Genomic DNA, 14,990 nt, shown 5'->3' on the forward strand with positions numbered 1-14,990 from the left:
AGCGTCGCGCTGGAGGAGGGGTGAGCCATGTCGCGCGCACCCCAGATCATCGTCGCGGCGCTCGCGCTCGGGATCGCGGCGCTCCCGCGGGCGGCGGCCGCCGAGGAGCCGGCGCCGTTCACGCCGCCCGTGCTGCTCGAGCCGGCCGAGCCCGTCTACCCCGAGCGGGCGCTCGCCGAGAGGGTGGAGGCGGAGGTCGTGCTCGACGTCGACATCGACGACCAGGGGCAGGTCGAGGGCGTGGCCGTGACCGCGCCGGCGCAGCCGACGGGGTACGGCTTCGACGAGGCGGCGATCGAGGCCGCGAGCCGGCTCGCGTTCGAGCCCGCGCGCGAGGGCGATCTCCCGGTGCCGGTCCGCATCTCGTACCGGTACAGGTTCGTCCTCCCCGCGGCCGCGGCGGCCGCGAGCGATTCGGCCGCGGACGCGGCGCAATCGAAGGTCGAGCGCCCGGCCCGCCCGAAGGTCGTGAACTTCGAGGGGAGGCTCCTCGAGCGCGGCACCCGGCTGCCGCTCGCGGGCGTGGTCGTCGTCGTGTTCCGCGGCAAGGGAGACGCCACCGAGGCCTACCAGGCGCCGACGGACGCCGAGGGCGCGTTCTCGTTCTCGGATCTCGGCGCCGGCGATTGGCGCGTCTACGCAGAGCCGGACGGCTACTTCCCGCTGCGCGCCGTGGAGCGGATCGCCGCCGGCGAGAAGACCGAGGCGAAGTACTTCGTCGAGAAGGGCAACTACAACCCCTACGACGTCGTCATCCAGGGCGAGCGGGTGCGCAAGGAGGTCAGCCGCACCACGCTGACGGTGGCCGAGATCGAGAAGGTGCCCGGGACCTTCGGCGACGTCCTCGCCGTGATCCGCAACCTGCCCGGCGTCGCGCGCACGAGCCTCGCGAGCGGCGACATCGTCGTGCGCGGGTCGTCGCCCGAGGACACGCAGGTCTTCATCGACGGCGTCACCGTCCCGATCATCTACCACTTCGGCGGCCTGCGCAGCGTCGTGCCGCTCGGCATGCTCGAGCGGATCGACTTCTACCCGGGCAACTTCTCGTCGTACTACGGCCGCGCGACCGGCGGCGTCGTCGACGTCGCGCTCAAGGATCTCGCCCCCGAGAAGATCGGCGGCGAGCTCGACGTGAACCTCTTCGACGCGTCGCTCTACCTCGAGGCGCCCATCGGCGACAAGGCCGCGATCGCGATAGGCGCCCGCCGCAGCTACATCGACGCCGTGCTGAACCTGGCCGTCCCGGACGACGCGCCGGCGAGCATCATCACGGCGCCGCGCTACTACGACTACCAGCTGCTCGCGGCGTTCCGCCCCGCGCGCGCGCACGAGCTGAAGCTGTTCTTCTTCGGCTCCGACGACGAGCTGCGCGTGCTGTTCGACAACCCGACCGAGTTCAGCCCGGAGATCCGCTCGGGCGACGCGCGCACCTCGACGACGTTCTACAGGACCGTGCTCCAGCACCGCTGGGTGCCGGACCGGCGCGTCGAGAACGAGATCAAGATCGCCGCCGGCCGCAACTGGCTGTTCGCCGGCCTCGGCGATCAGCTCTACCTCGATCTGAACACCTACGTCGCGCAGATCCGCGACACGCTGCGGGTCGAGCTGACCGACGGCATCGCGCTGCGCACCGGCCTCGACTACCTGCTCACCAAGACCGACGCGCGCTTCAAGCTGCCGCAGTCCACGAAGGAGGGCGAGGTGATGGGGCGCCCGGATCTCGACACGGTCCGCTTCACGGACGCGAGCGGCACGGTGTTCCACTCGGTCGGCGCGTTCTTCGAGATCGAGGCGCTCGTGCTCGAGCGGCTGCTGCTCGTGCCCGGGGTGCGCTTCGACTACTTCTCGCGGCTCGACGAGACCGCGCTGGCGCCGCGGCTCACCGCGCGGCTCGCCATCGACGACGAGTGGACGGTCAAGGGCGGCGTCGGGCTCTACCACCAGGAGCCCTCGTTCGACGAGACCGACGCGGTCTTCGGCAACCCGGGGCTGCACCTCGAGTCCGCGGTGCACACCTCCGCTGGCGTCGAGTTCCGGCCGCTGCCGCAGCTCACGCTCGACGCGACCGTGTTCTACAAGAGCCTCGAGAACCTGGTCAGCCGCACGGACGAGACCGTCGTGCGCGACGGCGCGATCGCGCCCCTGAACTACAACAACGGCGGCGTCGGGCGCGCGTACGGGCTCGAGCTGCTCGTCCGGCACGAGCTGACGAACCACTTCACCGGCTGGATCGGGTACACGCTGTCGCGGGCCGAGCGCCGCGACTACGGCGCGCGCGACTACCGGCTCTTCGACTTCGACCAGACGCACATCCTCACGGTGCTCGGCACCTACGAGCTCCCGCGCAACTGGAGCATCGGCGCGCGCTGGCGCCTCGTCAGCGGCCGGCTCACGACCCCGCGGACCGGCGCCGTGTACAACGTCGACGACGGCGCCTACGAGGCGACCTACGGCGCGGTGAACTCGGAGCGGATGCCGCCGTTCCACCAGCTCGACATCCGCGTCGACAAGAAGTGGATCTTCGACAACTGGGTGCTCACCGCGTACCTCGACGTGCAGAACGTCTACAACCGCGCGAACCCCGAGGGGTACTCGTACAACTACGACTCGAGCGAGCGGAGGGTCCGCCAGGGGCTTCCGATCATCCCGGTGATCGGCATCCAAGGAGAGTTCTAGATGGAACGGCGATTGCGAATCGCGGCCGCGGCGTTCGTGCTCTTGTCGATCGCGCCGCGCGTCGTCCTGGCGCAGGACGGGGGATCGGAGTCGCTCCTCGAGCCGCCGAAGCCGCGGCAGGGGTACTACTTCTCGCTGGGCGCGGTCGGCTCGATCGCGGGGCACGACGTCGTCGATCGCGGGTGGATGGGGCCGTGGCCGGGCGTCGGCGGCGAGCTGCGCGTGGGGCAGGCGATCCTCCCGTGGCTCGACCTCGGGATAAGCGCCGCGGTCGTCGGCACCTTCGAGGAGCGCTGGACCGCGGTGCACGGCCGGCTCTCCATCGAGGCGCAGATCCGGCCGGTCGCGCCGCTCGCGATCCGGCTGTACGGCGGCTTCGGCGTCACCGATCCGTACCGGCGCGCGCACGGGGCGGAGAAGCTGATCGGGCGGGTCGGCGGCACGTACGGCGTCGCGGTCGGCTGGGACTTCTTCCCCGCGCACGACCCGCGGCGGTCGGGCGGCTTCGCGGTCACGCCGTTCGTCTGGTTCGAGGGATCGCCCGATCCCAACTTCGCCACGGTGACGGGCGGGATCGGGATCGAGATCACGTTCTGGACAGGCCTCGCGAAGAACGAGCTCGTCCTGCCGGACGACGAGGCGTTCAGCCCATGACGCCCCACGCGCGCAGCAGGATTCCCAGGCCGTAGCTCGCGCCGTTGGCGACGAACGACGCGGCGATCGCGCGGGGGAGGGGGATGGGGCGCGCCAGGGCGAAGAACGTCGCGCTCTCGATGACGGCGATCAGGATTTCGCCGCTCGCGATGTACAGCGCGTAGTCGTGCACGACGAGGGGCCACGCGAACCAGAGCAGCGGGTGGGTGAGGCACGTTCCGGCCGCGCCCGCGAGCGCGAGGCGCCAGACGGGGGCGCGCGGTCCACCCCCGGCCTCGCGGCCGAGCCGCGCGACCGCGACGAACAGCGGCACCTCGACGAGGAGCGTGAACGCGAACGCCTGGAACCAGTACGGCAGGATGCGCAGGAAGAGGTCGAGGCTCATCTCAGCCGTTCCGCCGGAGGCGCAGCGCCACGAGGCCGAGAAGCCCCATGAACAGGGAGAGCGACAAAGGGGGCGCGCCGCCGCCGCCGACACCGGAGACGGAGCAGCCGCTGCCGTCGCCCTCGCCGGCCGCTTCGCACTCCTCGCCGCTGTCGACGACCTCCAGGCTGCCTTCCGCGTCGAAGTAGTCGCTGTAGTCTCCGTCGCTCTCCCGCAGCAGGTAGTCGGTCGGGCCGGGCGGGACGCACGCGTCGACGGCGTCGTACGTGAGGTACGCCACGCACACCGCGTCGAAGCTGTCCAGGGCGGTCGGGCACTCCGGCACGCCGTCCTCGTCGCAGTCCTCGCAGCTCGCCGGCGCGGCGGCGCACTCCTCGTCCGGATCGGAGATGCCGTCGTCGTCGATGAACCGGCAGTGCGGATCCCGGATCGCCGCCTCCGCCCGGTCGAATGTCCGCGACTCGAAGACGACGGCGTCCCCCTCGGGGCCCGAGCGGGTCAGGGTGAACGGCCGATCGATGCTCGGCTCGCCCCACGGGTCGAGGATGCCGAAGGTGACGACGACGTCCTGGCCCTCCTGGATCAGCTCGAAGATCTCGGGCGGGCTGCCGTCGTTGGCGCGGGCCGGCGACGCGGCGAGCGCGAGCATGGGGATGAAGATGCAAGGGACGAGGTGGAAACGAGCGCGCATGGTGACCTCCTTCAGGAGCTCTACGGCTCCCTTTTCATCTCATGTTTGCAATCGGGATGCCAACCAGCGGCGAGGGCCGCGGGGACGCGCGGTTCAAAGGCTCGGCCGCGCCGTCACAGGGCTCGGGCCTCGAACGGCCACCGAAGGGATTGTGCCAACGTGTGTCAAATGGAAGGGCGGGGGCGGCGCGGGCTCACTCCCGGACGACGCGGACCTCGGTGCGGCGGTTCCGCTCGCGGCCCGCGGACGTGTCGTTCGTGTCGATGGGCTGGGTCTCGCCGCAGCCGATCGCCGTGATGCGGTCCGCCGCAATCCCCTTCTTGACGAGCCACTCGCGGACCGCCTTGGCGCGGCCGTCGGACAGGATCTGGTTGGCCTCGTCGCTGCCCACGCTGTCCGTGTGCCCGGAGAGCTCGATGACGACCGACGGCTTCATCTTGAGGTACTCGTAGAGGTTCGTGAGCGCCTTGGTCGACGCGGGCTTGAGCGTCGTCTTGTTCGTGTCGAAGAAGACGCCCTTGAGGATGAACACCTTGTCCGTGGGCGGCGTGTAGGTCATCACGAGGTTGAACCGCTGCTCGTCGCCCTCCGGGATGTCGAACACCTCGACGTGATCGGTCTGGCTCACGTCGAGAGAGACGAACCGCAGCTCGAACCGGAAGCCGGAGGGGACGACGAGCTGCACGCGGCCGCGCGCGTTGGAGAGCTTCGAGTACGGAGGGCGCGCGCCCTGCTTCACCGAGACGATGACCCCCTCGAGCGGCCGGCCGGAGTCGTCCTCGACCGTGACCATGATGAGCGCGTACCCGGGCTTGAGCTGCGTGTCGTACAGCTCCGGGTCGTATTCTTGCTGCGCCAGCGCCGGGCGCGACACAGCGGACAACGCCGCCGTCAGCGCGAAGGCCGCCGAAAACGCGATCGCTCTCCTGCTCATCACTCCGCTCCTTCCCGCTGTTTCTGTCCCTGCTTCTGCAGCTCGTTCAGGCCGTCGTCGACCCGCTCGCCGAACGTGTTCAGCATCTCCTGGAGGTCCGTGAAGGAGACGCTGACGACCGTGCCGGCGGCGCAGCTCTCGCTCTTCGACGTGACGACGGTCATCGACGCGACCGGCACGTCTGGATCCGCGGGCCCGGCCGCCTTGATGATGTCCCCGCCGTTCAGGGAGCACGTCCCGCCTCCCACGGACGCGGCGGAGATCGGGGTGTCCACGATGAACAGGTGCTCCGGATCCGCGAGCGCGTCCTCGAGCCGGATCGACCGCTCGACCTGGAAGCTCTGGGCCGTTGCGTCGACCTGCTGCCGCAGCTGCTCCTTGACCGGCTCCGAGATCGGGGTCCCGGCCGTCGCGGCCTGCTGCTGTCCCGCCGCGTAGCCGTCGGAATACCCGCGCGCGTACTCGTCCTCCAGCATCGAGGCGATCACGTAGTCCGTGACCCAGTACGAGGGCCCCTCGTAGTACGCGTACGGGCTGTAGTACCAGCGCCAGGAGACGTACCACGGCGCTCCGAACCAGACCCAGGTGTACGTCCACGGCGTGAGGAACGGTGCGAAGTAGAAGCCCCAGAACCAGGGCTCGTAGAACCAGTAGTGGACGTAACAGAAGTAGTACCCGCCGCCCCAGTAGTGGTGATCGTAGTAGTGGTCGTGATGGCCGTGGTGAGGATGGTGGCTGTCTCCTTCGTAGTGGCCGTCGTAGTGGTGATCCGCGGCGGCGCTCCGGCGGACGACGATCCCCTCTCCCTGCACGACGAGCTGCTGGGCGTAGGTCTGCCCGCCGCGTACGAGCGTGGGTGCGACCTTCCGCACGGGAGGCAACGCGGTCCGCGGCAGCTCGCTCGGCGTGCGGAACCCGCCGCGTCCCGGGTGGTTCAAAGACCTCGAGCCGGGCGCGCTCCTCTGCGGCGAGCTCCTCCGGAAATCGCCCGACGGCGCGCCGCGGTCCGGGCGGGCGCTGCGCGGGGCGGAGTAGGCCCGGCTCGGCGCCGGGTGCCGATTCGGCTCGGACGATGCGCCGGAGCGCCCGCCGCTCGGCTTGGAGCTCGCGCGGGGCGACGGCGCCGCGGATCTCGGCGACGAGTGGCGGGAGGGTGCGCGGTAGCTGCTGCCGGACGAGTCTTTTTCGACCGACGCCGCGGGCGCGCCGCGCTTCTTGCTCTTCTTGGGTCGCGCCGCCGAGGCCGTCGAGGACCAGGCCACGGCCAGGGCGAGGCCGAGGAGCAGCGCACCGAATCTACCGAGGGGCATCATGGTTCACCTCCAATGACAGTATAGACGTTGTTCGGCGCGGGGGTATTCCGATCTTTCGCACGCCGTCATGGTGGGTTCACGGGAGATCCATCTCGTCGCGCACCGCGCGGTGCTCGGGCGAGAGCGCGTCGCCCGTCTCGTTCCGCACGCAGAGGGCCTCCTCGTCGGCCGGCCCGCCGCCGCGGTCCGCGACGAAGATCCGGTACGTCGGCGGCTCGCCCGGTCGGGGCCTGATCGCGACGACGCGGCGCAGGTGGAGGCCCGCTTCGCGGAGGGCGTCGGACGCGCGCACGGCGGAGCGGTCGAGCCCGTCCATCAGGATCACCGCCACCCCGTCGGGCGCGAGGTGCCGGGCCGCGGCCGCAGCGTAGTCGCGCACCCCGCCCCGGAGCTCGAACCTGCCCGCTGCGCGGGTCTCCTCGATCGGGAGGGGCCCGCTGCCGAGCGGCATGAACGGCGGCGCCCCCATCGCGAGGTCGAAGGGCGGGAGGCCGTCGAGCACGGACGGATCGCGGAGATCGCCGAGCCTGGGGTCGAAGCGGTGCTCGAGCCGGTTGAGCGCCGCGTTGCGCACCGCGAGATCGTGGCTCGCGGCGACCGCCTCGACGCCGACGACGCGGCACGACGGCAGGCGGGCGAGGAGCAGCAGCGCCGCGGCCCCCTTGCCCGTGCCGAGGTCGAGGACGCGTGCGGCGAGAGGTCGCTCCCGGGCGGCCGCCCAGGCGAGGAACGTGTCGTCCGACGCCGCGCGGTGGCCGCGCGCCTTCTGGATGATCTGCAGGCCGCGCGTGAGCCGATCCACCGTCTCGTCGTTCATAGCCCGGTGACGGCGTAGCGGAGCGACGGCGACTTGATCCCCGCGGTCTTGAGCTCGGCGATCATCACGCGCCGCGCCTCGTCGAGCGCGCCCTGGAGCGCGTACTCTGCCTCGCCCTTGCGGACGACGTAGGCGCCGACCAGGGCCCGCGCGCCCTCGGTGTCGCCGGTGAGCTGGATCGTCGCCACCCGCTTGACGAGCGCCTCCACCGCCGCCGGCATCCTGTCGAAGTCGATCCTGAACCTCTTGGCCGCGCCGTCCCAGGCGAGCGCGCCGTGATCGAGGAGCCAGCCGAGCTGGATCGCGACCATCCGCGGGTAGGTGCCCTCGAGCGGGTATTGCAGGAGGCCGAGCGCGTGCACCACGCCCGACGCGTACCGCTTCTTCGCCTCCTCGCCCTCGGCGCCGCTCTTCGCGACGAGCCAGAGCCCCGCGGTGTCGGCCTTGAGCTCCTCGAGGATGGAGTCGTTCTCCTGGAGCGCCTCCTTGACCGCGAGCGTCACGCCCTTGGCGTTCTTCACCTTCAGCTCGGAGTAGGCGCCGAACCCGTGCGCGAGCTCGTGGAACGTGACGTTCCGGATGTCGGCCATGGCGTCCACGAGGTGCACCTGCGTCGGGTCGAGCACGAGCCGGGCGCGCGCCTTCGAGACCGGCTCGAACGCGAGCGAGTGGTTCACCATCATCACCTTCTTGTACAGCCCCTCGTCGACCGACCTGCCGCGGTTCGGCAGGTGGTACGCCACCGTCGCGCCGCGATCGCGCCGGCCGTCGCCGGCGGCCATCCAGACCTCCACGGCGCGGATCGCGATCCGCGGGTCGAGCTTGCGGCTCTTGTAGATCTCCGGGCCGACCCGCGCGGAGAGCGCGTCCTCCATCGACTGCAGGTCGCCCTTGAAGCGGGCGAGCTCCGCCGTGATCTCGGGGTTCTCGCGGGCGATGACCATCTCGAACAGCGCCTTGAGCTGCCGCGGCTCCTTGTACGTCTCGTACGGCCCGATCGTGATCTCCCAAGGGCCCTCGAGCGCGATCCAGTCGTAGTCGGAGGCGTCCCACGGGAACGGTGCGGCCGACTCGAACGCGTCGGCGCGCGACGTGAGAAACTTGACGAGCGACTTGTGGGGCGCGGTCTTCGCCGCCTCGCGCAACGAGGCCGCGACGGACTTCATCTTAAACCCGAAGATGTCCGATTCAACATATGGAATAGCTTCGTATTTGCCGACTTCTTTCCGGCGCACGATCGTGAACGGGCTGAGCAGCTCGACCCCGTTTATCCGCGCGGCGAGCCCCTCGTACTCCGCGTCCGAGAATCCGTCCGGCCAGAGCCCGAATCCGATCTCCCGCTTGGGCTTCTCGGGGAGGGCGCAGCACTCCTCGGAGGGGTCGTCCGCGCACCACGGCGACTGGTAGCGGGAGAAGATCCGCTTCTCGACCTCGGTCCCCTCGGCCTCGATCCGATCGCGCCACTCGAGGTTCTTCGGGTGGATCTGGAGCATGTGCAGCTCCTCGATCAGCACCGCCGCGTCGAGCAGGTGGCGCAGCATCGCCTTCTCGCCCTCGGGCAGCTCCGCGGCCGAGTGGCTGAGCACGGTGTCCGCGTACAGGCTCCACTCCGCCTCGAGGCGGGCCTGCCGCGGGTCGACGGCAGGGGCCTGCGACCCCGCGTCCTCTGTCTGCGGCGCCGGCTCGGCCTTCGGCGGGGTCGCGGCACCCTCCCGCACCGCCGGCTTCTCGTTCTCGCCGCCGCACGCCGCGGCGAGCGCCAGCGCGGCCCCGAGCAACGTCCGTCTCATGGCGACCTCCTCGCGTTCGATGGGTCCTCGCGCCGATCATCAACTACCACGAGGTGCCGGGTTCGGTTAAGCTGTTCGTGGGATCGCGAGGAGAACGGCGACAGGAGGCTCGAGCCATGACGCGGATCTGGATGCTGCCGGCGACACTGGGGATCGCGGCTTCGCTTCAGGCATGGGGGTGCGGCGTGGAGGAGGATCGCTCCTCCTCCGACGCGGACTCGGACGGAGACGCGGATTCGGACGCGGACACGGACGGCGACACGGACGCGGATTCGGACACGGACGCGGACTCGGACTCGGACGGCGACGAGTGCTCGGAGGACGCGAAGCTCGTCTATGTCGTCGACGCCGACGGCGGGTTCCGGCGGTTCGATCCGGTCGCCAAGACGTTCACGACGGTCGTCCCGGCCCTGGTCTGCGGCAGCGGCGGAACGCCGTTCTCCATGGCCGTGTCGCGCGACGACACCGCGTACGTCCTGTTCTGGGACGGCGCGAGCTGCGTGGGCATCAACGCCGTGAACATCCACAACGGAGAGTGCGGCGGGCTCGTCGACTTCGAGTGCGATCAGTACGGCTTCTCGACGTTCGGCATGGGCTTCGCGACCGACGGCGCCGAGACCGACGAGGAGACGCTGTACATCGGCAGGGCCGACACCGGCGGCTCGCAGCTCGCGTCGCTCGACCTCGAGAGCTGGACGGTCACGCCGATAGGCCCGATCTCGGACGCGCCGGAGCTGACCGGGAACCAGAACGGCGAGCTCTGGGCGTTCTTCGCGTGGGCGGCGACGCCGAAGGTCGCGCAGATCGACAAGGCGACCGGCGAGGAGTCGAACACGGTGCCCCCCCCCGAGCTCGGCGGCAGCGCGGCGTTCGCGTTCGCGTACTGGGGCGGCGACTTCTACCTGTTCCACGCGCCGATCCCCGAGTTCACCACCGTGTACCGGCTGCACGAGGGGGTGCTCGAGGAGTGGGTGACGCAGGCGGCGACCGGCTTCCAGGTCGTCGGCGCCGGCGTTTCGACCTGCGCGCCGACGGTCATCGAGTAGGGCCATGAGACGGAGGATCGCTCTCGTAATCGCAGTGTCGTGCGCTCTCGGTGTTGCGCCGGGCTGCTCGGACGACCGGCGGGGTGGTGGTGACGGCGGCCCGGATGAAGAAGCGTGGCTCGAGCCCATGGAGCTCGGCGACGTGCTCGACACGTCCACCGCAGTCTTGATGCTCGGCGCGACGACGGGCGGCGCCTACGCGATGCGTGTTGGCGCCTCGGAGAACCATGTGCTCGTCATGCCGTCCGAGTACTCCGCCGATCTGTTCGGCGTCGTGATCGAAGGAGAGAGAGAGGGCGGATTGACCCTGGAGATCGCGGGGTGCGTGTACCGCGACGGGGACGGGGTCGAGGCGGGCCAAAGCGCCGGGACGGGAACGGTGTCGTTCTCCGGGCAAACCTCGGCACGGGACTCCGAATGGAGTGCGGACTTCTACGGCGCCGCCCAGTCGCTCGGGAGCGCCGTCGCTGCGCAGAGCCCGATCGACGCGGCCGATCTCGAGGCATGGATCGGCCTCCAGAGCCTCGCGCACATCGAGGTCGACGTGACTTGCGAGGGAACCGGCGGAGACAACGAGTACGACTTCTCGATGGATGCGATCGCGGTCCCGGGCACCGAAGACGAGGTCGACGCCTGGTGGGGCGAACTCGGCGCGCTCATTCCGAGTGCCTGAACCTGCTCACAGCGGCCGTACCTCCGCGTTCGAACTGGTGTACAATCCCTCCATAACGGAGAAAGGACGGCAAACCATGACGATGTTGCGTTTTGCGGCGCTGGCGTGCGGGGGGATCGTTTCCTTGTTTTTGCTGGCCGCGTGCGGGGACGACCCGGCCCCGGTGAACCAGCCGGACGGGTCGACGGATTCGGATTCGGACGCGGATACCGACGCCGACACCGATGTCGACACGGACACGGATGCCGACTCGGACACGGATACCGACTCGGACACCGACACCGACACGGACTGGTCGGGCGACTGCGACGGCGCCGAGGACTGCCCGGGCGGCGACTGCCTCCTCGTCCCGGACGAGGCGGGCGGCTGGTGGACGTGCGTGTACCCGTCTCCGGCCGAGGCGGACGGGGCGAGCGAGAACCCCGAGATGGACGGCTGCGACGCCCCGGGGGACTGCCCGGGCGACGGGTGCGGCTGCTACGAGGTGGCCGAGGTGTACCCGGGTTTCTACGCGCCCCACAACGAGTGCCTCTGCGATGAGTGCGACACCGACGCGGACTGTCCGGAGCCGGCGAGCCAGCAGTGCATCCCGGCGGGCGCGTTCGGGCTCTTCGTGAGCACCTGCGTCCGGACCGAGTGCAAGATCAACGGCGATTGCGCCCTGGAAGCGGGCGGGATCTGCACGCCTTACTACGACGACCTGTGCAGCTCGGTCGAGCCGCCGCCGTACCTCGGCAAGGGGTGCCACTACCCCGATGATCCGTGCGAGCCGGGCGGAGAGTGCCCGATCGAGTTCCAGACCTGCGCGCCTTCCGAGGAGAACACCGGCTTCGTGTGCCAGGAGTGGGCCTGTCCGGGCTGAGCCCGCTCGGGCTGAGCCCGCTCGGGCTCAGTCCCGCGACACCGCCTCGGCGAAGAACGGGACGAGCCGGCGCTCCTCGACGCCCGCGAGCGTATTCTCGGTTTCGACCAGGAGGGCGCGCAACCTCGAAGCGCGCTCGGTGTCCTGCGCCTCGGCCGCCTCGATCTTGGCAAGGGCCGCTCCGATGGCCCGCCGCGACCGCGCGAGCCAGCCCGCCGTGGCGTCGGCGATCGGCTCGAACCTGCGGTGCTCGAGGCCGGTCGCCGCGAGATCCGCCGCGAAGCGCCCCTCGTCCGACAGGAAGGAGATTGCGCCGTCCGCGCTCCAGATGAGCGGGTAGCGCGGCGGTCCCTTCGGCCCGGCGAGCCAGTCGTGCCAGACGATCCTTCCGCCGGTGGCCAGCGCACGGCGGGCGGCGGCGTACAGTCCCCGCTTGTCCGGGACGTGCATCTCCGCGTGCTCGAGCCAGACGACGTCGAACGGTTCCTCGGCGACGAACGCCGCGATGTCAGCGCAGCGGTGTCGCACGCGGTCCGCGAGCCCTGTCCGCGCCGTGAGCTCCGCCGCGGCCGCGTCGAGCGCCGGGGAGAGCTCGACGGCCGTCACCTCCGCGCCGCGTTCGGAGGCGAGGAACCGAGCCGGCCCGCCCAGACCCGAACCGAGGTCCAGGAGCCGCGCGCCGGGCCGGAGACCGACCCAGTCGGCGAAAGCGATGATAGATTCCAGCCCGCCGACGTGGAGCTGATCCGCGGCCGCCAGATCCCGGATCGAAGGGTGAGAGGGATCTGCGCCACGGCGCGCGAGGTCGCGCTCGATCGCGTTCATATCTCCGCGTTTATTCCAATGAATACATATATTATTATTTAAATCATTCATGTTGATTCTACCCATAGCGCGGACCGCACTGTCAGCGCAACGGCGAGGAATTCGGGGCCTGCCGCGCGCGTTGAAATTCGGGTCCCCGATTCCGGGGAAAATGATATACGAGGATGCAAATGATAGACAACGTGCAACTGGGGAGGACCGAAATCGTGGATGCGATCCTGGACGTCAAGCACGACCTCGGGAAGTATATTCGGATGCCGATAGTCATGCTGCCCGACGACGCGCCCGACGTCGCGCTGAAGGAGGCGATCCGGCAGGCGCTGCAAAGGACCCGGACCGGGCCGAAGGGGCCGCGCTCGGCGCGCTCCATCTGGGAGGGGTTCGAGGCCGAGGTCGGGGGCGCGCTCCGGGGCGAGCCGGGGTTCGCCGCGCTCGCGTCCGCCGTGGCGCGGGCGCTCGCGTGGGAGGAGCGGGCCGCCGCCGCCGAACCCGTGGAGCGGAGCCGCGTCACCGAGGACTTCGCCGCGGTCGGCGCGCGGATCCAGGAGCTGCTCGACGGGGTGTCGCGTGGCTGAGCGCAAGCCCAGGGTGCTCGTCGTCGACGACGGGACGACGTACGCGGCGGCGATCGGCGCGCGCATGCCCGAGCTCGAGCTCGTCCGGCCGCACGGCGCGGACGGCCCGCCGTGCCTCGGCGACGGCCCGGAGGCGCTCGCGTTCCTCGAGGAGCGCGCGTCCGAGGTCGACGTCGTGCTGCTCGACATGCACTTCGACGTGGACGACTCGCGGCTCCTGCCGCTCGCGGACGGGGCGAGCCCGAGGCGCACGCGGCGGTTCCAGGGCGTGGCCGTGCTCCGCGAGATCCGGCGCATGTGGCCCGAGCTCCCGGTCGTGCTGCTCACCTCTGTCGAGGATCTCTCGCTCGTCGACGCCGCCGAGGAGCTCACCTCGCAGTCGATGACGTACATCCTGAGCGGCGAGGATCTCGACGCGCTGCGGATCCGCATCCACGCCGCGCTCGCCGAATCGGCCTGCGGCGCCGAGGAGGCGGACGTGCTCTGGGGCCGGGACCCCGTCATGCGCGCCGTCCGTCGCCGCCTCTCGGTGCTCGCGCGCGGGCGGATGCCGGTGATCCTCGAGGGCGACACCGGCACCGGCAAGTCGTTCCTCGCCGAGCGGTTCGTCCACGCTCGCAGCGGCCGCCCGGGGCCGTTCGTCGTGCTCGACCTGTCGTCGCTGCCGAGGGATCTCGTCCCGGCGCACCTGTTCGGCGCGGTGCGGGGCGCGTACACCGGCTCGGTCGCGGATCGCAAGGGGGTGTTCGAGCTCGCGCACACCGGCACGCTGTTCATCGACGAGGTGCAGAACGTGCCGCTCGAGGTGCAGAAGCAGCTGCTCGTCGTGCTCCAGGAGGGAAAGGTGCGGCCGCTCGGGGCGCCGCGCGAGCTCGCGGTGGACGTGAAGGTCGTGGCGGCGAGCAGCCGACCCCTCGACGAGGCGGTCGCGGCGGGCAGGTTCCGTTCCGATCTCTACATGCGCCTGTCGCCGGCCACGCGGGTCCGGATCCCGACGCTCGTCGAGCGGCCCGGCGATCTCGTGTTCCTCGCCCACAGCTTCGCGGCGCTCGCGTTCGGCGATCCGGACATCGCGGAGCTGCGCGACGAGGTCGCGCGCGCGGTCGGCCGGCCGGAGGGGGCGCCGGTCGAGGTGCTGATCGGCCGGACGGGAGAGGGGGCCGCGAAGGGCGAGGCGCGCTCGCTCGAGCTGCTCGTGCCGGGGCCGGCGTGGAAGATGCTCGAGACGCACCAGTGGCCCGGGAACGTCCGCGAGCTGTCGATGGTGATGCGGAACGTCGTGACGTTCACGCTCGTCGCGTCCGTCGACGCGGTGCGCGGCGGGCTCAGGCTCACGTCGCCCCGCCTGCAGGTCGACCCCGGCCTCGTGGGGCAGCTGCTCGCCGGCTCGGCGGCGCTCGCACAGCGCGAGGGCGCGGCCGAGAGCGCGCGTGCGCTCGACGACGACGAGATCGCGATCCGGATCGAGCCCGGCGAGTCGCTCAACGCGGTCGCGAACTCCGCGGAGCGGCAGTACACGCTCGAGCTGTTCAAGAAGCACAAGGGCGACTTCGGGGCCATGGCCGAGCGGCTCCTCGGGGATCGATCGAAGGGTAGGGCGGTCCGGCTCCGCTTCAACCAGCTCGGGCTCAAGGTCCGGGAGCAAAGGTAGAAGGTAGGGGGAAGGTAGGGGTCAAGACCCTCCACTTGACACTTAGCTCGAACCCGATCACCATCGCCCGAAGGTAGGGGTCAAGACCCTCCACTTGA

The 14,990-nt window shown here is 70.5% G+C and carries 14 protein-coding genes; 7 read left to right on the top strand and 7 right to left on the bottom strand.

What is annotated here, in order from left to right:
* The first annotated feature begins 27 nt into the window (after nt 1-27).
* A complete protein-coding gene (locus M0R80_27160) occupies nt 28-2,676 on the top strand; it encodes a TonB-dependent receptor (protein ID MCK9463316.1) in 2,649 nt (882 codons plus the stop codon).
* On the top strand, nt 2,677-3,330 hold the full coding sequence (locus M0R80_27165) for a hypothetical protein (protein ID MCK9463317.1): 654 nt from the start codon (nt 2,677-2,679) through the stop codon (nt 3,328-3,330).
* Here the strand turns inward: M0R80_27165 and M0R80_27170 are convergent.
* The 6 genes from M0R80_27170 to M0R80_27195 form a co-directional block, all read right to left on the bottom strand.
* Entirely contained in the window at nt 3,320-3,715 is a 396-nt protein-coding gene (locus M0R80_27170) for a hypothetical protein (protein MCK9463318.1), read from the bottom strand. The two genes, M0R80_27165 and M0R80_27170, sit on opposite strands and share 11 nt — an antisense overlap.
* Before the next feature lies 1 nt (nt 3,716).
* Nucleotides 3,717-4,406, bottom strand: a complete 690-nt coding sequence (locus M0R80_27175; protein ID MCK9463319.1) for a hypothetical protein — start codon at nt 4,404-4,406, stop codon at nt 3,717-3,719.
* A 193-nt stretch (nt 4,407-4,599) separates the two neighbouring features.
* On the bottom strand, nt 4,600-5,340 hold the full coding sequence (locus M0R80_27180; protein ID MCK9463320.1) for an OmpA family protein: 741 nt from the start codon (nt 5,338-5,340) through the stop codon (nt 4,600-4,602).
* On the bottom strand, nt 5,340-6,653 hold the full coding sequence (locus M0R80_27185; protein MCK9463321.1) for a hypothetical protein: 1,314 nt from the start codon (nt 6,651-6,653) through the stop codon (nt 5,340-5,342). Before M0R80_27185 ends, M0R80_27180 begins: the two co-directional genes overlap by 1 nt.
* Before the next feature lie 76 nt (nt 6,654-6,729).
* The gene (locus tag M0R80_27190; protein ID MCK9463322.1) at nt 6,730-7,470 is read right to left on the bottom strand and encodes a methyltransferase; all 741 of its coding nucleotides are present in this window, start codon (nt 7,468-7,470) and stop codon (nt 6,730-6,732) included.
* Nucleotides 7,467-9,260 carry a hypothetical protein gene (locus M0R80_27195; protein MCK9463323.1) on the bottom strand — a complete coding sequence of 598 codons (1,794 nt, stop codon included), beginning with the start codon at nt 9,258-9,260 and terminating at the stop codon, nt 7,467-7,469. The genes M0R80_27190 and M0R80_27195 overlap by 4 nt, the downstream gene beginning before the upstream one ends.
* 116 nt (nt 9,261-9,376) lie before the next feature.
* Here M0R80_27195 and M0R80_27200 point away from each other — a divergent pair, with 116 nt between their 5' ends.
* The 3 genes from M0R80_27200 to M0R80_27210 all read left to right on the top strand — a co-directional run bounded on the left by M0R80_27200 (nt 9,377) and on the right by M0R80_27210 (nt 11,841).
* On the top strand, nt 9,377-10,306 hold the full coding sequence (locus tag M0R80_27200) for a hypothetical protein (GenBank protein MCK9463324.1): 930 nt from the start codon (nt 9,377-9,379) through the stop codon (nt 10,304-10,306).
* Between the two features lie 4 nt (nt 10,307-10,310).
* Nucleotides 10,311-10,979 carry a hypothetical protein gene (locus M0R80_27205; protein ID MCK9463325.1) on the top strand — a complete coding sequence of 223 codons (669 nt, stop codon included), beginning with the start codon at nt 10,311-10,313 and terminating at the stop codon, nt 10,977-10,979.
* Nucleotides 10,980-11,055: 76 nt separating this feature from the next.
* On the top strand, nt 11,056-11,841 hold the full coding sequence (locus M0R80_27210; protein ID MCK9463326.1) for a hypothetical protein: 786 nt from the start codon (nt 11,056-11,058) through the stop codon (nt 11,839-11,841).
* A gap of 27 nt (nt 11,842-11,868) precedes the next feature.
* Here the strand turns inward: M0R80_27210 and M0R80_27215 are convergent, their stop codons facing one another.
* Nucleotides 11,869-12,666, bottom strand: coding sequence for a methyltransferase domain-containing protein (locus tag M0R80_27215; protein ID MCK9463327.1), 798 nt, complete (start codon nt 12,664-12,666; stop codon nt 11,869-11,871).
* Between the two features lie 170 nt (nt 12,667-12,836).
* On the opposite strand from M0R80_27215, the gene M0R80_27220 reads away from it, so the two are divergent.
* A complete protein-coding gene (locus M0R80_27220) occupies nt 12,837-13,241 on the top strand; it encodes a hypothetical protein (GenBank protein ID MCK9463328.1) in 405 nt (134 codons plus the stop codon).
* Nucleotides 13,234-14,892, top strand: a complete 1,659-nt coding sequence (locus M0R80_27225) for a sigma 54-interacting transcriptional regulator (GenBank protein ID MCK9463329.1) — start codon at nt 13,234-13,236, stop codon at nt 14,890-14,892. The genes M0R80_27220 and M0R80_27225 overlap by 8 nt, the downstream gene beginning before the upstream one ends.
* Nucleotides 14,893-14,990: the final 98 nt, after the last annotated feature.

Source organism: Pseudomonadota bacterium (assembly GCA_023229365.1).
Taxonomy (GTDB): Bacteria; Myxococcota_A; Polyangia; order JAAYKL01; family JAAYKL01; genus JALNZK01.